Source organism: Novosphingobium aerophilum (assembly GCF_014230305.1).
Lineage (GTDB): Bacteria > Pseudomonadota > Alphaproteobacteria > Sphingomonadales > Sphingomonadaceae > Novosphingobium > Novosphingobium aerophilum.
On the sequence record NZ_JACLAU010000018.1, the window covers coordinates 14,439 to 31,362 of the forward strand.

Annotated in this window: 21 protein-coding genes; 12 read left to right on the forward strand and 9 right to left on the reverse strand. The window is 68.4% G+C overall.

Annotated elements, in window-relative coordinates; all coding sequences use genetic code 11:
• Positions 1–11: 11 nt before the first annotated feature.
• From ruvX to pyrE, 9 genes are all read right to left on the reverse strand, one after another.
• Positions 12–524, reverse strand: a complete 513-nt coding sequence (ruvX, locus tag H7F49_RS11475; RefSeq protein WP_185683745.1) for a Holliday junction resolvase RuvX — start codon at positions 522–524, stop codon at positions 12–14.
• Positions 494–1,618, reverse strand: coding sequence for a DUF3089 domain-containing protein (locus H7F49_RS11480; protein WP_185683746.1), 1,125 nt, complete (start codon positions 1,616–1,618; stop codon positions 494–496). Before H7F49_RS11480 ends, ruvX begins: the two co-directional genes overlap by 31 nt.
• Positions 1,619–1,643: 25 nt before the next feature.
• Entirely contained in the window at positions 1,644–2,771 is a 1,128-nt protein-coding gene (locus H7F49_RS11485) for an AI-2E family transporter (RefSeq protein ID WP_235982105.1), read from the reverse strand.
• A 49-nt stretch (positions 2,772–2,820) separates the two neighbouring features.
• Entirely contained in the window at positions 2,821–3,708 is an 888-nt protein-coding gene (lepB, locus tag H7F49_RS11490; RefSeq protein ID WP_185683793.1) for a signal peptidase I, read from the reverse strand.
• Positions 3,709–3,731: 23 nt separating this feature from the next.
• Positions 3,732–3,977: a hypothetical protein gene (locus H7F49_RS11495; protein WP_185683747.1), complete on the reverse strand. Its 246-nt coding sequence runs from the start codon at positions 3,975–3,977 to the stop codon at positions 3,732–3,734.
• Between the two features lie 78 nt (positions 3,978–4,055).
• Entirely contained in the window at positions 4,056–4,943 is an 888-nt protein-coding gene (gene lepB / locus H7F49_RS11500; protein WP_185683794.1) for a signal peptidase I, read from the reverse strand.
• Positions 4,944–5,103: 160 nt separating this feature from the next.
• Complete coding sequence (acpS, locus tag H7F49_RS11505) at positions 5,104–5,505, reverse strand: holo-ACP synthase (RefSeq protein ID WP_185683748.1); 402 nt, start codon at positions 5,503–5,505, stop codon at positions 5,104–5,106.
• A 19-nt stretch (positions 5,506–5,524) separates the two neighbouring features.
• Positions 5,525–6,268: a pyridoxine 5'-phosphate synthase gene (locus tag H7F49_RS11510; RefSeq protein ID WP_185683749.1), complete on the reverse strand. Its 744-nt coding sequence runs from the start codon at positions 6,266–6,268 to the stop codon at positions 5,525–5,527.
• Complete coding sequence (gene pyrE, locus H7F49_RS11515) at positions 6,265–6,849, reverse strand: orotate phosphoribosyltransferase (protein WP_185683750.1); 585 nt, start codon at positions 6,847–6,849, stop codon at positions 6,265–6,267. The genes H7F49_RS11510 and pyrE overlap by 4 nt, the downstream gene beginning before the upstream one ends.
• A 211-nt stretch (positions 6,850–7,060) precedes the next feature.
• Between pyrE and coxB the strand changes: the two genes are divergently transcribed.
• The 12 genes from coxB (at position 7,061) to H7F49_RS11575 (ending at position 16,921) form a co-directional block, all read left to right on the forward strand.
• Positions 7,061–8,059 (forward strand): cytochrome c oxidase subunit II, encoded by a 999-nt coding sequence (gene coxB, locus H7F49_RS11520; protein WP_185683751.1) that lies wholly within the window; start codon positions 7,061–7,063, stop codon positions 8,057–8,059.
• Positions 8,060–8,089: 30 nt separating this feature from the next.
• A complete protein-coding gene (gene ctaD / locus H7F49_RS11525; protein ID WP_185683752.1) occupies positions 8,090–9,778 on the forward strand; it encodes a cytochrome c oxidase subunit I in 1,689 nt (562 codons plus the stop codon).
• 420 nt (positions 9,779–10,198) lie between these two features.
• Positions 10,199–11,053: a heme o synthase gene (locus H7F49_RS11530; RefSeq protein WP_235982109.1), complete on the forward strand. Its 855-nt coding sequence runs from the start codon at positions 10,199–10,201 to the stop codon at positions 11,051–11,053.
• Between the two features lie 6 nt (positions 11,054–11,059).
• Positions 11,060–11,206, forward strand: a complete 147-nt coding sequence (locus tag H7F49_RS11535) for a hypothetical protein (protein WP_185683754.1) — start codon at positions 11,060–11,062, stop codon at positions 11,204–11,206.
• A 2-nt stretch (positions 11,207–11,208) separates the two neighbouring features.
• The gene (locus H7F49_RS11540) at positions 11,209–11,823 is read left to right on the forward strand and encodes a cytochrome c oxidase assembly protein (RefSeq protein WP_185683755.1); all 615 of its coding nucleotides are present in this window, start codon (positions 11,209–11,211) and stop codon (positions 11,821–11,823) included.
• Between the two features lie 64 nt (positions 11,824–11,887).
• Entirely contained in the window at positions 11,888–12,712 is an 825-nt protein-coding gene (locus H7F49_RS11545; protein ID WP_185683756.1) for a cytochrome c oxidase subunit 3, read from the forward strand.
• Complete coding sequence (locus H7F49_RS11550) at positions 12,712–13,131, forward strand: DUF983 domain-containing protein (RefSeq protein WP_185683757.1); 420 nt, start codon at positions 12,712–12,714, stop codon at positions 13,129–13,131. The genes H7F49_RS11545 and H7F49_RS11550 overlap by 1 nt, the downstream gene beginning before the upstream one ends.
• Positions 13,128–13,697 carry an SURF1 family protein gene (locus tag H7F49_RS11555; RefSeq protein ID WP_214647778.1) on the forward strand — a complete coding sequence of 190 codons (570 nt, stop codon included), beginning with the start codon at positions 13,128–13,130 and terminating at the stop codon, positions 13,695–13,697. Before H7F49_RS11550 ends, H7F49_RS11555 begins: the two co-directional genes overlap by 4 nt.
• 110 nt (positions 13,698–13,807) lie before the next feature.
• Positions 13,808–15,208: a threonine synthase gene (gene thrC, locus H7F49_RS11560; RefSeq protein ID WP_185683758.1), complete on the forward strand. Its 1,401-nt coding sequence runs from the start codon at positions 13,808–13,810 to the stop codon at positions 15,206–15,208.
• Positions 15,209–15,299: 91 nt separating this feature from the next.
• Positions 15,300–16,211: a class I SAM-dependent methyltransferase gene (locus tag H7F49_RS11565; RefSeq protein WP_185683759.1), complete on the forward strand. Its 912-nt coding sequence runs from the start codon at positions 15,300–15,302 to the stop codon at positions 16,209–16,211.
• An 11-nt stretch (positions 16,212–16,222) separates the two neighbouring features.
• Positions 16,223–16,606, forward strand: a complete 384-nt coding sequence (locus H7F49_RS11570; RefSeq protein WP_185683760.1) for a dihydroneopterin aldolase — start codon at positions 16,223–16,225, stop codon at positions 16,604–16,606.
• 3 nt (positions 16,607–16,609) lie between these two features.
• Positions 16,610–16,921 carry a Rossmann fold domain-containing protein gene (locus H7F49_RS11575; RefSeq protein ID WP_185683761.1) on the forward strand — a complete coding sequence of 104 codons (312 nt, stop codon included), beginning with the start codon at positions 16,610–16,612 and terminating at the stop codon, positions 16,919–16,921.
• Positions 16,922–16,924 lie beyond the last annotated feature (3 nt).

Genomic DNA, 16,924 nt, shown 5'->3' on the forward strand with positions numbered 1-16,924 from the left:
GCTGGTTGCCGCTACAGGACGCCACCTGCCAGAGCGTCTATCGCCGCCTGAAGAATGACGGCCGCCGCCGCCGAATCGATCCGTTCGGCCCGCTTGGCGCGGCTCATGTCCTGATCGATCAGGCCGCGCTCGGCGCCGACCGTCGACCAGCGCTCATCCCACAGCAGCACCGGCAGGCCCAGCGTGGCAAGGTTGCGGGCATAGGCCCGGCTCGACTGGCTGCGCGGCCCTTCGCTGCCGTCCATGTTGAGCGGCAGGCCGATGACCATGCCCTTGATCGACCGTTCGGCGATCAGGGCCGCGAGCAGCCCCTTGTCCGCCCCGAACTTGCCGCGCTTCAGCGTCTTGCCGGGCGAAGCGAAGCGCCAGCCGGCATCGCAGAAGGCGGTGCCGATGGTCTGGGTGCCAAGGTCGATCCCCAGCAGCGCCCCGCCCGCGGGCAGGGCGGCGCGGAATTCGGCATGGGCGGTGGTGACGACCGGGGCGGGCAGGCTCACCGGGCCGGGCTCCCCGCCGCCCGCCATGCCGCCGTGCGCACCGCGACATTGTCCCGCAGGTTGGCCCAGAACAGCGGGATGTCGTAGACGTGGTAATTGTTGCCCGGCAGCACGTAGTCACCCATTTCGGGTGGCGGACCGATCAGCAGGAACTGGTCCGGCCCGCACCGCGCCGGAACCATGCCGGGGGTCAGGGTGCCCGTGCCCTCGGTCTTGCCGGGCACCAATGTGCCGCGATTGGCCGAGGCCGGAGCCGCGGCCCCGATCGTCCAGGTCAGAGGGTTGGTGCAGAGCATCGGGCTATCCCCAGGCGCCTTGCCGTCCAGCGCGGAGTTGCGGCGATAGGCTTCGCGCGTGTCCTGCGGCTCGGCCGGTTCGGCATAGGACAGCCAGCTCGCCACGCAGCCGGTCTGAGCGGCGCTGGCGCAGGCCGGGAGGCCCATCGCCGGCAGGTCATGCGCGATCGAGACCGGCCAGCCGATCACATAGGCCGCGACGATCCGGCGGGCGAGCGGCTTGCCCGCCACCTCGTCGCGGATCAGGCGCTTCAGGTGCAGGCCGCCCTGGCTGTGTCCGACCAGCACGATCGGCTGATCGGCGGGGATCGCGGCGAGGAAGGCGGCGAACGCCAGGCGGACGTCGCCATAGGCCAGATCGATCGCGGCATCGCGGGCGGTGTTGTCGGTCAGGAAGGCACCGAAGGTCGCCTGGCGATAGCGCGGCGCCCACAGTTGCGGGCTGGCGTTGAAGGCGCTCGCCATGCCCCGGGCCATGGCCCCGGCCAGGCGGTTGGCCTCGGCATCGTCCAGCGGGGCGTTCCAGTGCGCGCGGTTGATGTAGCTGGTCGGGTGGATGAAGAACACCGCCGCGCCCAGCGGGGCGGGATCGGCGGCCAGCCCCGTCGGCCGGAACCGGGCGGGATCGTTCGCCGCTCCGGGGCGCGAGAGCCACATCCGCGCTTCGGCATAGGCCCCGGGTGGCAGCGGCGCGGTCCGTTCGTAGCCCCCCGTGGGGACCAGCGCGAGCCGGGCCAGGTCCGTCCCCCAGAAGGTGAGGGCGAGGCGCCCGGCGACGAACAGCCCGGTCAGGATCGCGACGAGATACAGAAACTTGCGGACCATGCCGGACTCCCGAAGGCGGATCGATTCAGGCGGAACCCTGGACTGCGCCGTCGTCGCCCGCCTGGGCGATGCTGGCGTTGCGCGCTGAGTGCCGTTCGAGCCAGACCTTGATCATGGCGACCAGCGGATCGGCCAGGGCCAGGCCCAGGATGCCGAACAGCGCGCCCATGATCAGCTGGGCGCCGAGGACCAGCGCCGGGGCCAGATCCACGGTCTTCTTCGCGACCATCGGGACGATGATGTTGCCGTCCACCGTCTGGACCACGACATAGACCGCGATGCAGTAAAGCCCCATGGTCGTCCCGCCGGAAAAGCCGACCAGCACCATGATCAGCCCTGACAGCGGCGCGCCGATATTGGGCAGGAAGGCCAGCAGGCCGGTGAGCAGGCCGAGCAGTCCGGACATCGGCACGCCGTAGAGTGCCAGGGCCACCCAGGTGCCCACCCCTTCCACCGCCATGCCCAGCAGGCGGCCGAACATCAGCATGCGCAGGCTCTTGCCCATCAGCGCGGCGGTGCCATGGAAATGGGCGCGGCTTTCCATCGGCAGCATCCAGGCGAACCCGCGCTGGTACAGCCGCGGTTCGACCGCCAGGTAGATCCCCAGGACCAGCACCAGGAACAGGGTGGTCGCCCCGCCCAGCAGGCCGCCGACCGCGCGGGTCAGCTGGCCGACTCCGCCCAGCGCCTGCTGGAGGACGCTCTTCATGTCCTCGGCCTGGACGCCCATGTTGTGCTCGTCGAGCCAGGTCAGCGCGCGCATCGCCTGGGTCTCGACCGTGGCGGGGAGCTGTGCGGCCTGATCGGCCAGGGTGGTCCCCGCGAACCAGGCCGTCCAGCCGAGGAAGGCCACCGTGCCGAGCAGGACCAGGGTGATCCGCCAGCCCCGGCCGATCGGCAGGATCCGCCCCAGCAGGCGGGCGCCGCCGTCGATGGTCGCGGCGAAGACCAGCCCGGCGAAGATCACCAGCAGCGGCTGGGCCATGAACACCACGGCGACCACCAGCGCGGCCATGCCGATCCAGATCGCCGCCTTCTTCGCCTCGCGCCGCACCTCGTCGCCGGCATAGTCGGTCGGGCCGGCGCGGTGCGCCCGGGTGCCCACGGGGGTTTCACCCGGAGGCTGGGCCTGAAGATCCATGTCGCCGCTCATGTCTTGTCCCCTGCGTGCTGTGCGTGATCGCTGTGCCCCCGCGACCGGCTCAAGGCTTGCCGGTGACCGGCGGGCGCAGGCTGTGCCACGCGCGGTTGCCGCGCAGGGCGCCCCACCAGGTCAGCGGGTTGAGGTTTTCGGTGCCGTTCAGCGAGAAGGTGATGAATTCGGCCCGGCCACCGATGTCGGACAGCGGCACCGGTCCCCCCAGTCCGTTCTCCCACAGCGGCGCGCGACTGTCGGCCGAATGGTCGCGGTTGTCGCCCATCAGGAAGACATGGCCCGCGGGCACCTTGATCTCTGCCATGTGGTCCAGCGTCTGATCGACGTGATCGATGATCTGGTACGTCGCGCCGTTGGGCAGGGTCTCGCGGTAGGCGGGCAGTTCGTAGACCTCATCGCCGTTCGGCAGCCGGGTGCGATAGGGGGCGAACTCGTCATAGCACGCGGTCGGCCCATAGCTGCCCTCGCAGCGCAGCGCGTCGTCCACCGGAATGCGCACCGGCGTCTCGGCGGTTTGCGGTACGGGCTTGCCGTTCAACACGATCTGCCCGTTGACCACGGCAATCCGGTCACCCGGCCGGCCGACCACGCGCTTGATCAGGTCATCGGTGCGGTTGGGCGGCACCACGATGACGATGTCCCCATATTCCGGGGTCCCGCCGAACACCCGCGCGGTCGATCGCGGCAGGATATGGAACGAGGCCGAGGACCAGTTCCAGCCATAGGGATATTTCGACACGATCAGCCGGTCGCCCACCAGCAGGTTGGGCATCATCGAGATCGAGGGGATGTAGAACGGCTTGGCGATGAAGCTGTGGAAGGCCAGCACCGCCAGCAGCATCAGGGCCAGGCCCCGGATCTCGGCGATCCAGTCAATCGACTTGTGCGCGGCCGCGTCGGGTTCGGGCGCCGGGCCGGGCTCGCGCTGCGCCATGGGCTGATCGGGGGAAGTGTCGGTCACAGCAGGCGGGCGCCGCCGTCGATCGTCGCGGCGAAGACCAGCCCGGCGAAGATCACCAGCAGCGGCTGGGCCATGAACACCACGGCGACCACCAGCGCGGCCATGCCGATCCAGATCGCCGCCTTCTTCGCCTCGCGCCGCACGTCGTCGCCGGCATAGTCGGTCGGGCCGGCGCGGTGCGCCCGGGTGCCTGCGGGGGTTTCACCCGGAGGCTGCGCCTGAAGATCCATGTTGCCGCTCATGTCTTGTCCCCCTGCATGCTGTGCGTGATCGCTGTGCCCCCGCGGCCGGTTCAAGGTTGGCGGCTCAAGGCTGGCGGCTCAAGGCTTGCCGGTGACCGGCGGGCGCAGGCTGTGCCAGGCGCGGTTGCCGCGCAGGGCGCCCCACCAGGTCAGCGGGTTGAGGCTTTCGGTGCCGTTCAGCGAGAAGGTGATGAATTCGGCCCGCCCGCCGATGTCGGACAGCGGCACCGGTCCGCCCAGTCCGTTCTCCCACAGCGGCGCGCGACTGTCGGCCGAATGGTCGCGGTTGTCGCCCATCAGGAAGACATGGCCTGCGGGCACCTTGATCTCGGCCATGTGGTCCAGCGTCTGATCGACGTGATCGATGATCTGGTAGGTCGCGCCATTGGGCAGGGTCTCGCGGTAGGCGGGCAGTTCGTAGACCTCATCGCCGCTCGGCAACCGGGTGCGATAGGGCGCGAACTCGTCATAGCACGCGGTCGGCCCATAGCTGCCCTCGCAGCGCAGCGCGTCGTCCACCGGAATGCGCACCGGCGTCTCGGCGGTTTGCGGGACGGGCTTGCCGTTCAACACGATCTGCCCGTTGACCACGGCGATCCGGTCACCCGGCCGGCCGACCACCCGCTTGATCAGGTCATCGGTACGGTTGGGCGGCACCACGATCACGATGTCCCCATATTCCGGGGTCCCGCCGAACACCCGCGCGGTCGATCGCGGCAGGATATGGAACGAGGCCGAGGACCAGTTCCAGCCATAGGGATACTTCGACACGATCAGCCGGTCGCCCACCAGCAGGTTGGGCATCATCGAGATCGAGGGGATGTAGAACGGCTTGGCGATGAAGCTGTGGAAGGCCAGCACCGCCAGCAGCATCAGGGCCAGGCCCCGGATCTCGGCGATCCAGTCAATCGACTTGTGCGCGGCCGCGTCGGGTTCGGGCGTCGGGCCGGGCTCGCGCTGCGCCATGGGCTGATCGGAGGAAGTGTCGGTCACAGCGGTCCTTGAGTGGCCTTGGGCGGAGGGTGTTCGGGCGTCGTGTGTTGTGCGGCTAATACGCTGCGCGATGGCAGGATGCAATCAGGCGGGGCAGGTGGGTTCAGGGCAGGCTGGTTCAGAGCGGGCTGGTTCAGAGCGGGCGGGCCTCGATCACGACGAAGGCCTGGGCCCACGGGTGATCGTCGGTCAGGGTCAGATGCACCACGGCCTCGTGTCCCGGCGGGGTGATCGCGCGCAGCCGCTCGGCCGCGCCGCCGGTCAGGGCCAGGGTCGGGGCGCCGGACGTGGCATTGACCACGCCGATGTCCTTCATGAACACCCCGGCCTTGAACCCGGTGCCCACCGCCTTGGAAAAGGCCTCCTTGGCGGCGAAGCGCTTGGCCAGGGTTCCGGCCCGCGTGAACGGGCGCCGGGCCGCCTTGGCCTGCTCGGCCGGGGTGAACACGCGCTGCAGGAAGCGGTCGCCATAGCGCTCGAGCGAATGGGCGATCCGCTCGATGTTGCAGAGGTCGGAGCCGATCGCGATGATCATGCCCGCGGTCCTCCCCCGCTCACCGCGCCGCATCCATCAGTTCGCGCATCCTCAGCACCGCCGGGCCCAGCCCGGTGAAGATCGCCTCGCCGATCAGGTAATGCCCGATGTTGAGCTCGGCCAACTGGGGGATCGCGGCGATCGCCTGGACATTGTCGTAAGTCAGGCCGTGCCCGGCATGGGGCTCGATCCCGTTGCGCGCGGCCAGCGCGGCCATGTCGGCGATGCGCTTCAGTTCGGCGGCGCGCTGCTCCCCGTCGGCATGGGCATATTCGCCGGTGTGCAGCTCGATCACCGGCGCCTTCAGCCGCATCGCCGCCTCGATCTGGCGGGGTTCCGGGGCGATGAACAGGCTCACCCGGATGCCCGCATCGCTCAGCCGGGCGACGATCGGGGCAAGGCGGTTGTGCTGCCCCGCGGCATCCAGCCCGCCCTCGGTGGTGCGCTCCTCGCGCCGCTCGGGCACGATGCAGGCGGCATGGGGGCGGTGGCGCAGGGCGATCTCCACCATCTCGTCCGTCGCCGCCATCTCGAAGTTGAGCGGCAGGTCGGTGCTCGCCTGGATCCGGGCGATATCCTCGTCGCGGATGTGGCGGCGGTCCTCGCGCAGGTGCGCAGTGATCCCGTCGGCGCCCATTGCCGCGACGATTTCGGCCGCGCGGACCGGATCGGGATGGTCCCCGCCGCGCGCGTTGCGCACCGTGGCGACGTGGTCGATGTTCACCCCCAGGCGGAGGCGGGCCGGGGCCAGCGCCGCGTTCACGGCTGGGCCCGGCTCCCCGGCTTGATCGCCGGGATCGCCTGGAGGTGCGGCGGGATCTCGTCCGCGGCATAGGTCGGGAAGTCGAGCGCGATCAGCGCGGTGAAGGGGACCCCCAGGTCGATCGTCCCGCCCGACCGGTCGACCAGCGCCGCCGCGGCGATCACTTCGCCCCCGGCGGCCTCGATCGCCTTGATCGCCTCGCGGCTGGACAGGCCGGTGGTGACCACGTCCTCGACCATCAGCACCTGGTCGCCGGGCTCGAGGCGGAAGCCACGGCGCAGTTCGAACGTGCCGGTCGGCCGTTCGACGAACAGGGCGTCGAGCCCGAGCGCGCGGCCCATCTCATGGCCGATGATCACGCCGCCCATCGCCGGCGACACCACCCGCGTCAGCTTTCCGCGCAGCCCGGCGGGGATCGCCGCGGCCAGCGCCTCGGCCAGCCGGGCGGCACGGGCCGGATTCATCAGCACGCGCGCGCACTGCAGATAGTGGCCGCTGTGCCGACCCGACGAGAGTAGGAAGTGGCCTTCGAGCAGGGCCTCGCTGGCGCGGAACTCGGCCAGCACCTCATCTTGCGTCATCCGACGGAAACTCCTGAAATCGCAGGACTGGACCAAGGGGCAGGGACCTGCCCCATCGCACGCTTGCGCAGTGTCAAAAATATCCCCTAGAGGCGCTTGAGGTGCCTCGCAAGCGCGCGTATAGGCCCCGGTTGATAGAGCCTCTAGCGGCGGGAAATGGCGGATTTCAGCCAGAATCCCGTCAGGATTTGGTAACAAAGGCGCGAGAATGATGAAATTCGGCGTACAGGCCCGTCGGGCCGGATCGGCCGCTCTGGCCCTCGGACTCTCTCTGGCGGCCCTGCCGCAAGCGGTGCTCGCCCAGGCGGCGGAAGCCACTGCGGCGGCTGCCCCGGCTGCCGGCGGGTATGTCCCGATGAAACCGGTTCCGGGCATCGGCCAGCCGATCGATGGGGCCTACGGCTTCCAGCAGCAGTTCTCGCCCACCGGGCACTATGCGTTGTGGATGCACGATGCGATCCTGATGCCGGTGATCACCATCATCAGCCTGTTCGTGCTGGGGCTGCTGATCTGGGTTGCCGCGCGCTACAACCGCAAGGCCAATCCGGTCGCCTCGCGCACCAGCCACAACACCCTGATCGAGGTGATCTGGACCGGCGTGCCGGTGCTGATCCTGGTCGGCATCGCGATCCCGTCGATCACCCTGCTGGCCAAGCAGTACAAGCCTGCCCCGGAAACCGCGCTGACCGTCAAGGCCACCGGCAACCAGTGGTACTGGACCTATTCCTATCCCGACAACGGCGGGATCGAGGTGATCTCGAACATGCTCCCCGACGACGAGGCGGTGAAGCGCGGCGAACCGGCCAAGCTGGGCGTCGACAATCGTCTGGTCCTGCCCGTGGGTGAACCCATCCGCCTGCAGACCACCGGCGCCGACGTGATTCACTCGTTCGCCGTGCCCTCGCTGTGGTTCAAGCTCGACGCCGTCCCCGGGCGCGTGAACGAGAAGGTGCTCTTCATCGAGAAGCCGGGCGTCTACTACGGCCAGTGCTCGGAACTCTGCGGCGCGCGGCATGCCTACATGCCGATCGCGATCGAGGCCCTGCCGCGGGACAAGTTCAACGCCTGGGTCGTCGCCCAGGGCGGAACGGTGACCCCGGCCAAGGCTGAGGCGGCCGCCGCTCCGGCCGCGGCCCCCGCCGCCGAGGCCGCTCCGGCGGCCGACGCTTCTGCGCCCGCCGCTTCCGAATCCGCGGCTCCCGCCGCCTGATCTCGCCCAGAAAGACAAGGTTCGCTCATCATGGCCACCACTGCTGAGACCTTCCAGGCTCACGGCGACGCGCACGACCATGCGCACGACCACGATCACAAGCCGGGCTTCTTCGCCCGCTGGTTCATGTCCACCAACCACAAGGACATCGGCACGCTGTACCTGATCTTCGCGATCTTCGCGGGGCTCATCGGCGGCGCGATCTCGGGCCTGATGCGGCTCGAACTGGCGCAGCCGGGGATCCAGTACCTGACCCTGTGGGCCAGCATGGCCGAGGGCAAGGACGTGTCGATGGACAGCGCGCTCCACCTGTGGAACGTGCTGATCACCGCGCACGGCCTGATCATGGTGTTCTTCATGGTCATGCCCGCGATCATCGGCGGCTTCGGCAACTGGTTCGTGCCGATCATGATCGGCGCGCCGGACATGGCCTTCCCGCGGATGAACAACATCTCGTTCTGGCTGACCGTGGCGGGCTTCGTCTCGCTGATGCTGTCGGCCTTCGTCCCGGGCGATGCCACCGGCAACGGCGCCGGCATCGGCTGGACTGCCTATGCCCCGCTGTCGACCTACGGCTCGCAGGGCCCCGCGGTCGACTTCGCGATCTTCTCGCTCCACCTTGCCGGTGCGGGCTCGATCATGGGCGCGATCAACTTCATCACCACCATCTTCAACATGCGCGCGCCGGGTATGACCCTGCACAAGATGCCGCTGTTCGTGTGGTCGGTGCTGGTCACCGCGTTCCTGCTGCTGCTCTCGCTGCCGGTCCTGGCCGCGGCGATTACCATGCTGCTGACCGACCGCAACTTCGGCACGACCTTCTTCGACCCCTCGGGCGGTGGTGATCCGGTGCTCTACCAGCACCTGTTCTGGTTCTTCGGCCACCCCGAAGTCTACATCATGATCCTGCCGGGCTTTGGCATCATCAGCCAGATCATCTCCACCTTCTCGCGCAAGCCGGTGTTCGGCTACCTCGGCATGGCCTATGCCATGGTCGCGATCGGCGTGGTCGGGTTCATCGTGTGGGCGCACCACATGTACACCACCGGCCTGTCGGTGAACACGAAGATGTACTTCACCGCCGCCACCATGGTCATCGCGGTGCCCACCGGCATCAAGATCTTCTCGTGGATCGCCACGATGTGGGGCGGCAGCCTGGAGTTCAAGGCGCCGATGGTTTGGGCGATCGGCTTTATCTTCCTCTTCACCGTCGGCGGCGTGACCGGCGTCGTGCTGTCGAACGGCGGCATCGACGACAACCTGCAGGACACCTACTACGTGGTGGCGCACTTCCACTACGTGCTGTCCCTGGGTGCCGTCACCGCGCTGTTTGCCGGGTTCTACTACTGGTTCCCGAAGATGAGCGGGAAGATGTACTCGGAATTCCTGGCGCACCTGCACTTCTGGGTGTTCTTCGTCGGCGTGAACCTGATCTTCTTCCCGATGCACTTCCTCGGGGCCCAGGGCATGCCGCGCCGCTATCCGGACTACCCGGCCGCCTATGAATACTGGAACCAGATCGCCACGCTCGGTTACAAGATCATGGCGGTGTCGATGGTGTTCTTCTTCCTGAACATCCTCTACGCCTTCGTGGCCGGCCGCAAGGCTGAGGGCAACTACTGGGGCGAAGGCGCGACCACGCTGGAATGGACCCTGTCCAGCCCGCCGCCGTTCCACCAGTTCGAAACGCTCCCCGTGATCGAGGACGCGCACCACTGATCGACCCGCACAGGTTGAACGAAGGGCCCCGGGGGAAACTCCGGGGCCTTTTCGTTGGTGTCAGGCGGGTTCAGGACCCCACCTGCCGCAGGCTCGCCTGTCCTACAGCGCCCGGCCAGGGCACAGTGGCGCGATGATAGTCTGTCCTGCTCCGTTCGCGCCTCCGCAAGGCCGGAAACCCCGGCCCGGGCGCCAGCCAGGCCGAGTGCCGTTTGTTTCGCTCTGGACTGTGTCAACCGTGTCAACCGGCTGCCACCCGCAGGGGCGCGCGCCGGGCCGGACGGACCTTTCCGGGCACCCGTCGCAGCGCGCTTTCCCTTTGCCGCGCACTGGCTTATAGGCCCGCGCGTGACTCAGGCCGCCTCCCTCTCGCTCCCCGCCGACTGGCGCGATTTCTATCAGCTCACCAAGCCGCGGGTGATGACCCTGGTGATCTTCACCGGGCTTTGCGCGCTGCTCGCCGCACCGGGGCACATCAACCCCGTGCTGGGCTTCACCGCCATGCTCTGCATCGCCATGGGCGCGGGCGGGGCGGCGGCGCTGAACCACTGGTGGGAGGCCGACATCGACGCCGGGATGCGTCGCACCCAGTCGCGTCCGATCCCCTCGGGCCGGATGGCGCGCAGCTCGGCCCGCGATTTCGGGATCGGCATCTCGGTCGCCTCGGTGCTGATCATGGGCCTGGCGATCTCTTGGCTGGCGGCCGGTCTGCTGGCCTTCTCGATCGTCTACTATGCCGTGATCTACACGATCTGGCTCAAGCCGCGGACCCCGCAGAACATCGTCATCGGTGGCGGGGCCGGGGCCTTCCCGCCGCTGATCGGCTGGGTCGCGGTGACCGGCGACGTCACGCTGATGCCGATTCTGCTGTTCTCGATCATCTTCATGTGGACCCCGCCGCACTTCTGGGCGCTGGCCCTGTTCGTGCAGACCGATTACGCCAAGGTCGGCATCCCGATGATGCCGGTGGTCGCGGGTGAGGCGTCCACACGCCGCCAGATCCTGCTCTATTCGGCGATCCTGCTGCCCCTGTCGCTGGCACCCTGCCTGATTCCCTTCGCTCAGGGCGGCGCCGGATGGATTTACGGGCTGGCGGCCACTGTCCTCTCGGGCGGGTTCTTCCTCCTGTCGATCCGGGTAGGACTGCGCCGGCCGACCGGCCCGGAGGACAAGCTCAAGCCGGAAAAGCAGTTGTTCTTCTGGTCGATCATCTACCTGTTCGCGCTGTTCGGCGCGCTGGTGGCGGATCGCTGGATCCTTGCCCCGGGACTGTAAGCCACGATGACCGACCTGCCTGATCCGCTCAGCCCCGAATACCAGGCCCAGCGCCGGGCGGTGATCCGCCAGCGCAACCGGGTCCTCGGCCTGTTGCTGGCCTTCTTCGCCATCCTGTTCTTCGCGATCACGATCGCCAAGATGAAGATGTGACCATGGCCACGGCACCCGCGCTGAAGGATCGCAACCGCCGGGTCGCGCTCTACGCGCTGCTCGGGGCGCTGTTCATGCTCGGGCTGGGCTATGCCTCGGTCCCGCTCTACCGGCTGTTCTGCCAGGTCACCGGGTTCGGCGGCACCGCGCAGCGCGTTTCGGAAAACCAGGCGGCCGGCGTCGAGGTCAGCGCGGCGACCATGTCGGTGCGGTTTGACGGCAACATCGATCGCGACCTGCCCTGGGCGTTCCGTCCCGATCAGGTGACCCAGACCGTCCGCCTCGGCGCGCGCAGCCTGGCGCGCTTCACCGCGCGCAATCTTTCGGACCATCCGATCACCGGACGGGCCAGCTTCAACGTCTCGCCCGACGAGGCCGGGAAGTACTTCAACAAGATCCAGTGCTTCTGCTTCACCGAACAGACCCTGCAGCCGGGGCAGGAGGTGAGCATGCCGGTGACCTATTATGTCGACCCGGCGATCCTCAAGGACGAAGAAGCCCGCGCGATCAAGCAGATCACGCTGAGCTACACCTTCCACGAGGACAAGGAGGCGACGGCTGCGCTGGCTGCAAAAGGTGGCGCGAAGCCTCTGGACCGCCCCGCGAACGCGCGATAAGGGAACCCGCAATCTGACTGTACCCGCGCCTGCGAAAGGCGTGAGACGATGGGGACGAATGATCATGGCCGGTGCCAAGAACCACGATTACCACATCCTTCCGCCTGACCTCGTTCCGCTGATCACCACGCTCGGCGCGCTGACCTTCACTTCGGGCATGGTGCTGTTCATGCACAAGCTGCCCGGCGGCCATGTCGTGCCGTGGCTGGGCATGGCCCTGCTGCTGGCGGGCATGTTCCAGTGGTTCACCAAGATCGTGCGCGAGGCCCACGCCGGGGATCACACGCCGGTGGTGCAGCTCCACCAGCGCTATGGCATGATCCTGTTCATCGCTTCGGAAGTGATGTTCTTCGTCGGCTGGTTCTGGGCCTTCTTCGATTTCTCGCTGTTCCCCAGCAAGCTGGCGGAAGAGGTGATCGGCGGTCAGTGGCCGCCCAAGGCGATCGAAGCGGTGATCAACGCCTGGGACCTGCCGCTGCTCAACACGCTGATCCTGCTCTGCTCGGGCACGACCGTCACCTGGGCGCACCATGGCCTGATCCACGGTGACCGCGACGCGCTGAAGAAGGGCCTGTGGGCGACGATCCTGCTCGGCGCGCTGTTCACCTCGATCCAGGCGTTCGAATACATCCACGCGCCGTTCCCCTTCGGCAAGAACACCTATGGCTCGGCCTTCTACATGGCGACCGGGTTCCACGGCTTCCACGTGCTGGTCGGCACGATCTTCCTGATCGTCTGCCTGAAGCGCGCCTACAACGGCGACTTCACCCCCCGTCAGCACTTCGGTTTCGAAGCGGCGGCCTGGTACTGGCACTTCGTCGACGTGGTCTGGCTGTTCCTGTTCGTCTGCATCTACGTGTGGGGGAACTGGGGCGCGGTCATCGAATAGTGACCGTCTCCGTCCCACCGGACGCAACGAAAGGGCAGCCCGGCACCGCCGCGGCTGCCCTTTTCGGCTGTTGCCCCCGCTGCCATGGCCGGACGCTGTTCGCCGGGGTGGCGAAGTTCGCCGATCGCTGCCGGGTCTGCGGGCTCGACTTCACGCAATTCAATGTCGGCGATGGTCCGGCGGCCTTCCTGACCCTGATCATCGGTGCCCTGGTCACCGGCTTTGCGCTGTGGCTCGAGCTGGCGGTCGGCCCCCCGTTCTGGGTCCATGTCATCCTGTGGGTGCCGTTCACCACCGCCGCGGTGCTGGGCGGGCTGCGCGCCTGCAAGGCCTGGCTGCTCCAGGCGGAATACCGCCGCAGCGCGCGCGAGGCGGTGACAGAGGACTGGACCGTCGATCCGCAGGACAGGCCGGAATGATCCGGCGCCTGCCTGTCTTGGCGACGCTGGTCGTGCTGATCGCCGCCGGGATCATGGTCCGCCTCGGCTTCTGGCAGCTCGACCGGCTGCACCAGAAGGAGGCGATGATCGCGCAGTTCCGGGCGGCGGCGGCCGATCCGGCCGTTCACCCCTGGCCCGATGCCGATCGTGCGGCCGTGCCCTACACCCGGGTCGTGCTCGATTGCCGGGCGGCCGGGGCACCGCAGCCGGAGGCCGGGCGCAACCGCGCCGGCCAGGCGGGCTGGGCGCAAGTGGCCGCCTGCACCACGCCGGAGGGCGGCCGGGCGCGGATCGTGCTCGGCTGGTCCGCCCGGCCCGCTGCCGTGGCCTGGACCGGGGGTGCCGTGACGGGAACCTATGTCGCGCGCGACGAAGGGGCGGTGGTCTTCGCCGATCCGCCGCTCGCCGGGCTGCAGCCCAACGCCCGCCCCGACCCGCGCGACCTGCCGAACAACCACCTGGCCTACGCGGTCCAGTGGTTCGCCTTCGCCGCGGTGGCGCTGGTGATCTACGCGCTGGCGCTGCGCAAGCGGCTGCGCGGCTAGCGCCCCCGTCAGCCGCCACCGGCTTTAACCGGGGTGGGGGAGGGGCCGTTGCACCGCCCCACCCCCGAATCCTTGCCTACAGGCCCCCCCGCCGCTACGGCGCCAGTCCCATGGACTACATCAGCACCCGCGGCTCCGCCCCCGCGCTCGACTTTGCCGATGCCACGCTGGCCGGACTCGCCTCCGATGGCGGGCTCTATGTCCCGCGCACCTGGCCGAAGTTCAGCGAGGCTGAGATCGCCGCGATGGTCGGGTTGCCCTATGCGCAGCTTGCCCAGCGGATCATGCAGCCCTTCGTCGGCGACTGCCTGACGCCCGAGCGCCTGCTGGAGCTGACCACCCAGGCCTATGGCCGCTTCGCTCACCAGGCGGTGACCCCGCTGGTCCAGCTGGATCAGCAGCACTGGCTGCTCGAGCTGTTCCACGGTCCGACCCTGGCCTTCAAGGACGTGGCGCTGCAATTGCTGGGCCTGCTGTTCGAGGAGTTCCTCGGCCGGTCCGATCGCAACCTGACCATCGTCGGCGCGACCTCGGGCGACACCGGCTCGGCGGCGATCGATGCCGTCGCGGGGCGCGCCAAGGTCGACATCTTCATGCTCCACCCGCGCGGCCGCGTGTCCGACGTGCAGCGCCGGCAGATGACCACGGTGCTGGCCCCCAACGTCCACAACATCGCCATCGAGGGTTCGTTCGATGATGCCCAGGCGATGGTGAAGCGGATGTTCAACGATGCGGCGATGACCGACCGCTTCGCCATCGGCGCGGTCAATTCGATCAACTGGGCGCGGCTGATGGCCCAGATCGTCTATTACTTCGCTGCCGCGCTGCAACTGGGCGCGCCGGCACGCAAGGTGGCCTTCTCGGTCCCGACCGGCAATTTCGGCGATGTCTTCGCCGGCTATGTCGCGGCGCAGATGGGGCTGCCGATCGAACGGCTGATCGTCGCGACCAACGTCAACGACATCCTCCACCGCGCACTGTCGACCGGGGACTATTCGCAGAGCACGGTCACGCCTACCGCGGCGCCGTCGATGGATATCCAGGTGTCGTCGAATTTCGAGCGGCTGCTGTTCGATGTCGGCGGCCGCGACGGGCTGGCCCTGGCCGAGCAGATGCGCGGGTTCGAAAGCACCCGGGCGATGCAACTCACCAATGCCCAGCGCGAAGGCGCCGCCGCCCTGTTCACCAGCGCCCGGGCCGACGCCGACGAGATGATGAAGGCGATCCGCTGGGCCCATGTCGAAACCGGGCAGGTGATCGATCCGCACACCGCAATCGGGCTCCACGCCGCGCAGACCGCCGGGATCGATCCCGCCGTGCCGGTGGTGACGCTGGCCACGGCCCACGCCGCCAAGTTCCGCGATGCGGTGGAGCAGGCCACCGGGGTGCGGCCATCGTTGCCGCTGCGGGTCGGCGACCTGTTCGATCGCGAGGAGCGGCTGGTGCAGTTGCCGGGCGACTATGCCGCCGTGGCGGACTACGTCGCCGAGCATGCGTCGCCGAAGGTCTAGGACAATCCGGATACCACACCCGCTCAGCCTGAGCCTGTCGAAGGCCACGCGCGGGCTTCGACAAGCTCAGCCCGAGCGGAGTTGGTGAAGCATGGCCCAGTTGATCGACACTCCCCAACTGCTGATCGGCGAGGGCTGGGCCGACTATGGCCTGGTCGATTCCGGGCATGGCCGCAAGCTGGAGCGCTATGGCGACTACCGCTTCATCCGCCCCGAACCCCAGGCGATGTGGGCGCCGCGGCTCAGCGCGTGGGATGCGCACGGTGAATTCGTCCCCGGATCGGACGAGGATGGCGGCGGGCGCTGGCAGTTCGATCGGCCCGTCCCGCGCGAAGGCTGGCCGCTGGCCTGGCGCGGCGTGCGCTTCACCGCCAGTTGCACGCCGTTCCGGCACCTGGGCTTCTTCCCCGACATGGCACCGGTGTGGGACTGGATGGGGGACCACCTGCCCGACCGGACCGATGCCCAGACGCTCAACCTGTTCGGCTACACCGGGGTCGGCACCCTGGCGCTGTCGCGCTTCGGCCCGGTGACCCATGTCGACGCGTCGAAGAAGTCGGTCGCCCAGGCGCGCGCCAATGCCGAGCTGGCCGGTCTGGCCGACCGACCGGTGCGCTGGATCATCGACGATGCCGCCAAGTTCGCCGCGCGCGAGGTGCGGCGCGGGCGGCGGTATGACGGGATCATCCTGGATCCGCCCAAGTTCGGGCGCGGGCCGGAGGGTGAGGTGTGGCGGCTGGAGGAACATCTGCCCGGCCTGATCGCCGATTGCCGGAACCTGCTCGATGGTGACAGCCGCTTCCTGTTCCTGACGGTCTATGCCGTGCGGATGAGCTCGCTGGCGATCGGCGGTTTGCTGGCCGAGGCCTGCGCGGATCTGCCCGGGCGGATCGAGCACGGCGATCTGGCGGTGCGTGAGGATGGTGCCAGGGATGGCGCCCAGGATGGTCAGGGGCGCTTGCTGCCGACGGCAATCTTCGCGCGCTGGACGAATCCCGGCTAAGGGGCCGCCCCATGACCTTCGTGCCGTCCGATTCGCTGATCCTTGAAGTCGCCGATCTCGTCGTCGATGTCCTCACCGGCATCTACTCCGAGGAAACCGGCAAGCCGCAGCCGCTGCGCATCTCGATCCAGGCGCGGCTGAAGCCGGCCGAGCGCTACACGCCCGATACGCCGCTGGCCGCGAGCAAGAACTACATGGACCTGAAGTTCGCCGCGACCCAGGCGCTGACCCCTGGCGTCCACTTCACCCTGATCGAGGCCGTGGCCGACCATATCTGCGAGACGGTGTTCGTCGGTGATCCCCGGGTCGAGGCGGTCACGGTCAAGATCGTCAAGCTGGCCATCGCCGAGGCGGGCGAGCAGATCGGCATGACCCTCCATCGCGAGCGGCGCTGAGCCGTGCTGGTGCCGGTCGGCCCGCTGCCCGACGATCCGCTGCAGGCCGCGGCGCGCTTTCATGGCGAGGTCTTGCCCGGTCTGCTCGCGCATCTGGAGCAGGCTGGCGATCACCTCACGCTGGTGTTCGATCCCGCATCCTTCCCGCACGAGGACTGGCGCCGCGCCGCCATCGCCACCCTGGCGCGCGAGCGGACCCCGGTGCGGATCAATGCCATCGCGGGCGACGATCCGGCAGCCCTGGCGGCGACGGCGCATTACATTGCCCATGCCCCGGGACTGACCGGACAGTACCTGATCGTCGCGCCGGATTGATCC

Bases quoted from the DNA above. Each gene is read 5' to 3' on its own strand.
- H7F49_RS11535 (WP_185683754.1), top strand. From the start codon at position 11,060: ATGACCGACCTGCCTGATCCGCTCAGCCCCGAATACCAGGCCCAGCGC.
- H7F49_RS11565 (WP_185683759.1), top strand. From the start codon at position 15,300: ATGGCCCAGTTGATCGACACTCCCCAACTGCTGATCGGCGAGGGCTGG.
- H7F49_RS11495 (WP_185683747.1), bottom strand. From the start codon at position 3,977: ATGAGCGGCAACATGGATCTTCAGGCGCAGCCTCCGGGTGAAACCCCC.
- H7F49_RS11545 (WP_185683756.1), top strand. From the start codon at position 11,888: ATGGCCGGTGCCAAGAACCACGATTACCACATCCTTCCGCCTGACCTC.
- thrC (WP_185683758.1), top strand. From the start codon at position 13,808: ATGGACTACATCAGCACCCGCGGCTCCGCCCCCGCGCTCGACTTTGCC.
- pyrE (WP_185683750.1), bottom strand. From the start codon at position 6,849: ATGACGCAAGATGAGGTGCTGGCCGAGTTCCGCGCCAGCGAGGCCCTG.
- acpS (WP_185683748.1), bottom strand. From the start codon at position 5,505: ATGATCATCGCGATCGGCTCCGACCTCTGCAACATCGAGCGGATCGCC.
- H7F49_RS11485 (WP_235982105.1), bottom strand. From the start codon at position 2,771: ATGAGCGGCGACATGGATCTTCAGGCCCAGCCTCCGGGTGAAACCCCC.
- H7F49_RS11540 (WP_185683755.1), top strand. From the start codon at position 11,209: ATGGCCACGGCACCCGCGCTGAAGGATCGCAACCGCCGGGTCGCGCTC.
- ctaD (WP_185683752.1), top strand. From the start codon at position 8,090: ATGGCCACCACTGCTGAGACCTTCCAGGCTCACGGCGACGCGCACGAC.
- H7F49_RS11530 (WP_235982109.1), top strand. From the start codon at position 10,199: ATGACCCTGGTGATCTTCACCGGGCTTTGCGCGCTGCTCGCCGCACCG.
- H7F49_RS11555 (WP_214647778.1), top strand. From the start codon at position 13,128: ATGATCCGGCGCCTGCCTGTCTTGGCGACGCTGGTCGTGCTGATCGCC.
- ruvX (WP_185683745.1), bottom strand. From the start codon at position 524: ATGGCGGGCGGCGGGGAGCCCGGCCCGGTGAGCCTGCCCGCCCCGGTC.
- lepB (WP_185683794.1), bottom strand. From the start codon at position 4,943: ATGGCGCAGCGCGAGCCCGGCCCGACGCCCGAACCCGACGCGGCCGCG.
- coxB (WP_185683751.1), top strand. From the start codon at position 7,061: ATGAAATTCGGCGTACAGGCCCGTCGGGCCGGATCGGCCGCTCTGGCC.
- lepB (WP_185683793.1), bottom strand. From the start codon at position 3,708: ATGGCGCAGCGCGAGCCCGGCCCGGCGCCCGAACCCGACGCGGCCGCG.
- H7F49_RS11480 (WP_185683746.1), bottom strand. From the start codon at position 1,618: ATGGTCCGCAAGTTTCTGTATCTCGTCGCGATCCTGACCGGGCTGTTC.
- H7F49_RS11570 (WP_185683760.1), top strand. From the start codon at position 16,223: ATGACCTTCGTGCCGTCCGATTCGCTGATCCTTGAAGTCGCCGATCTC.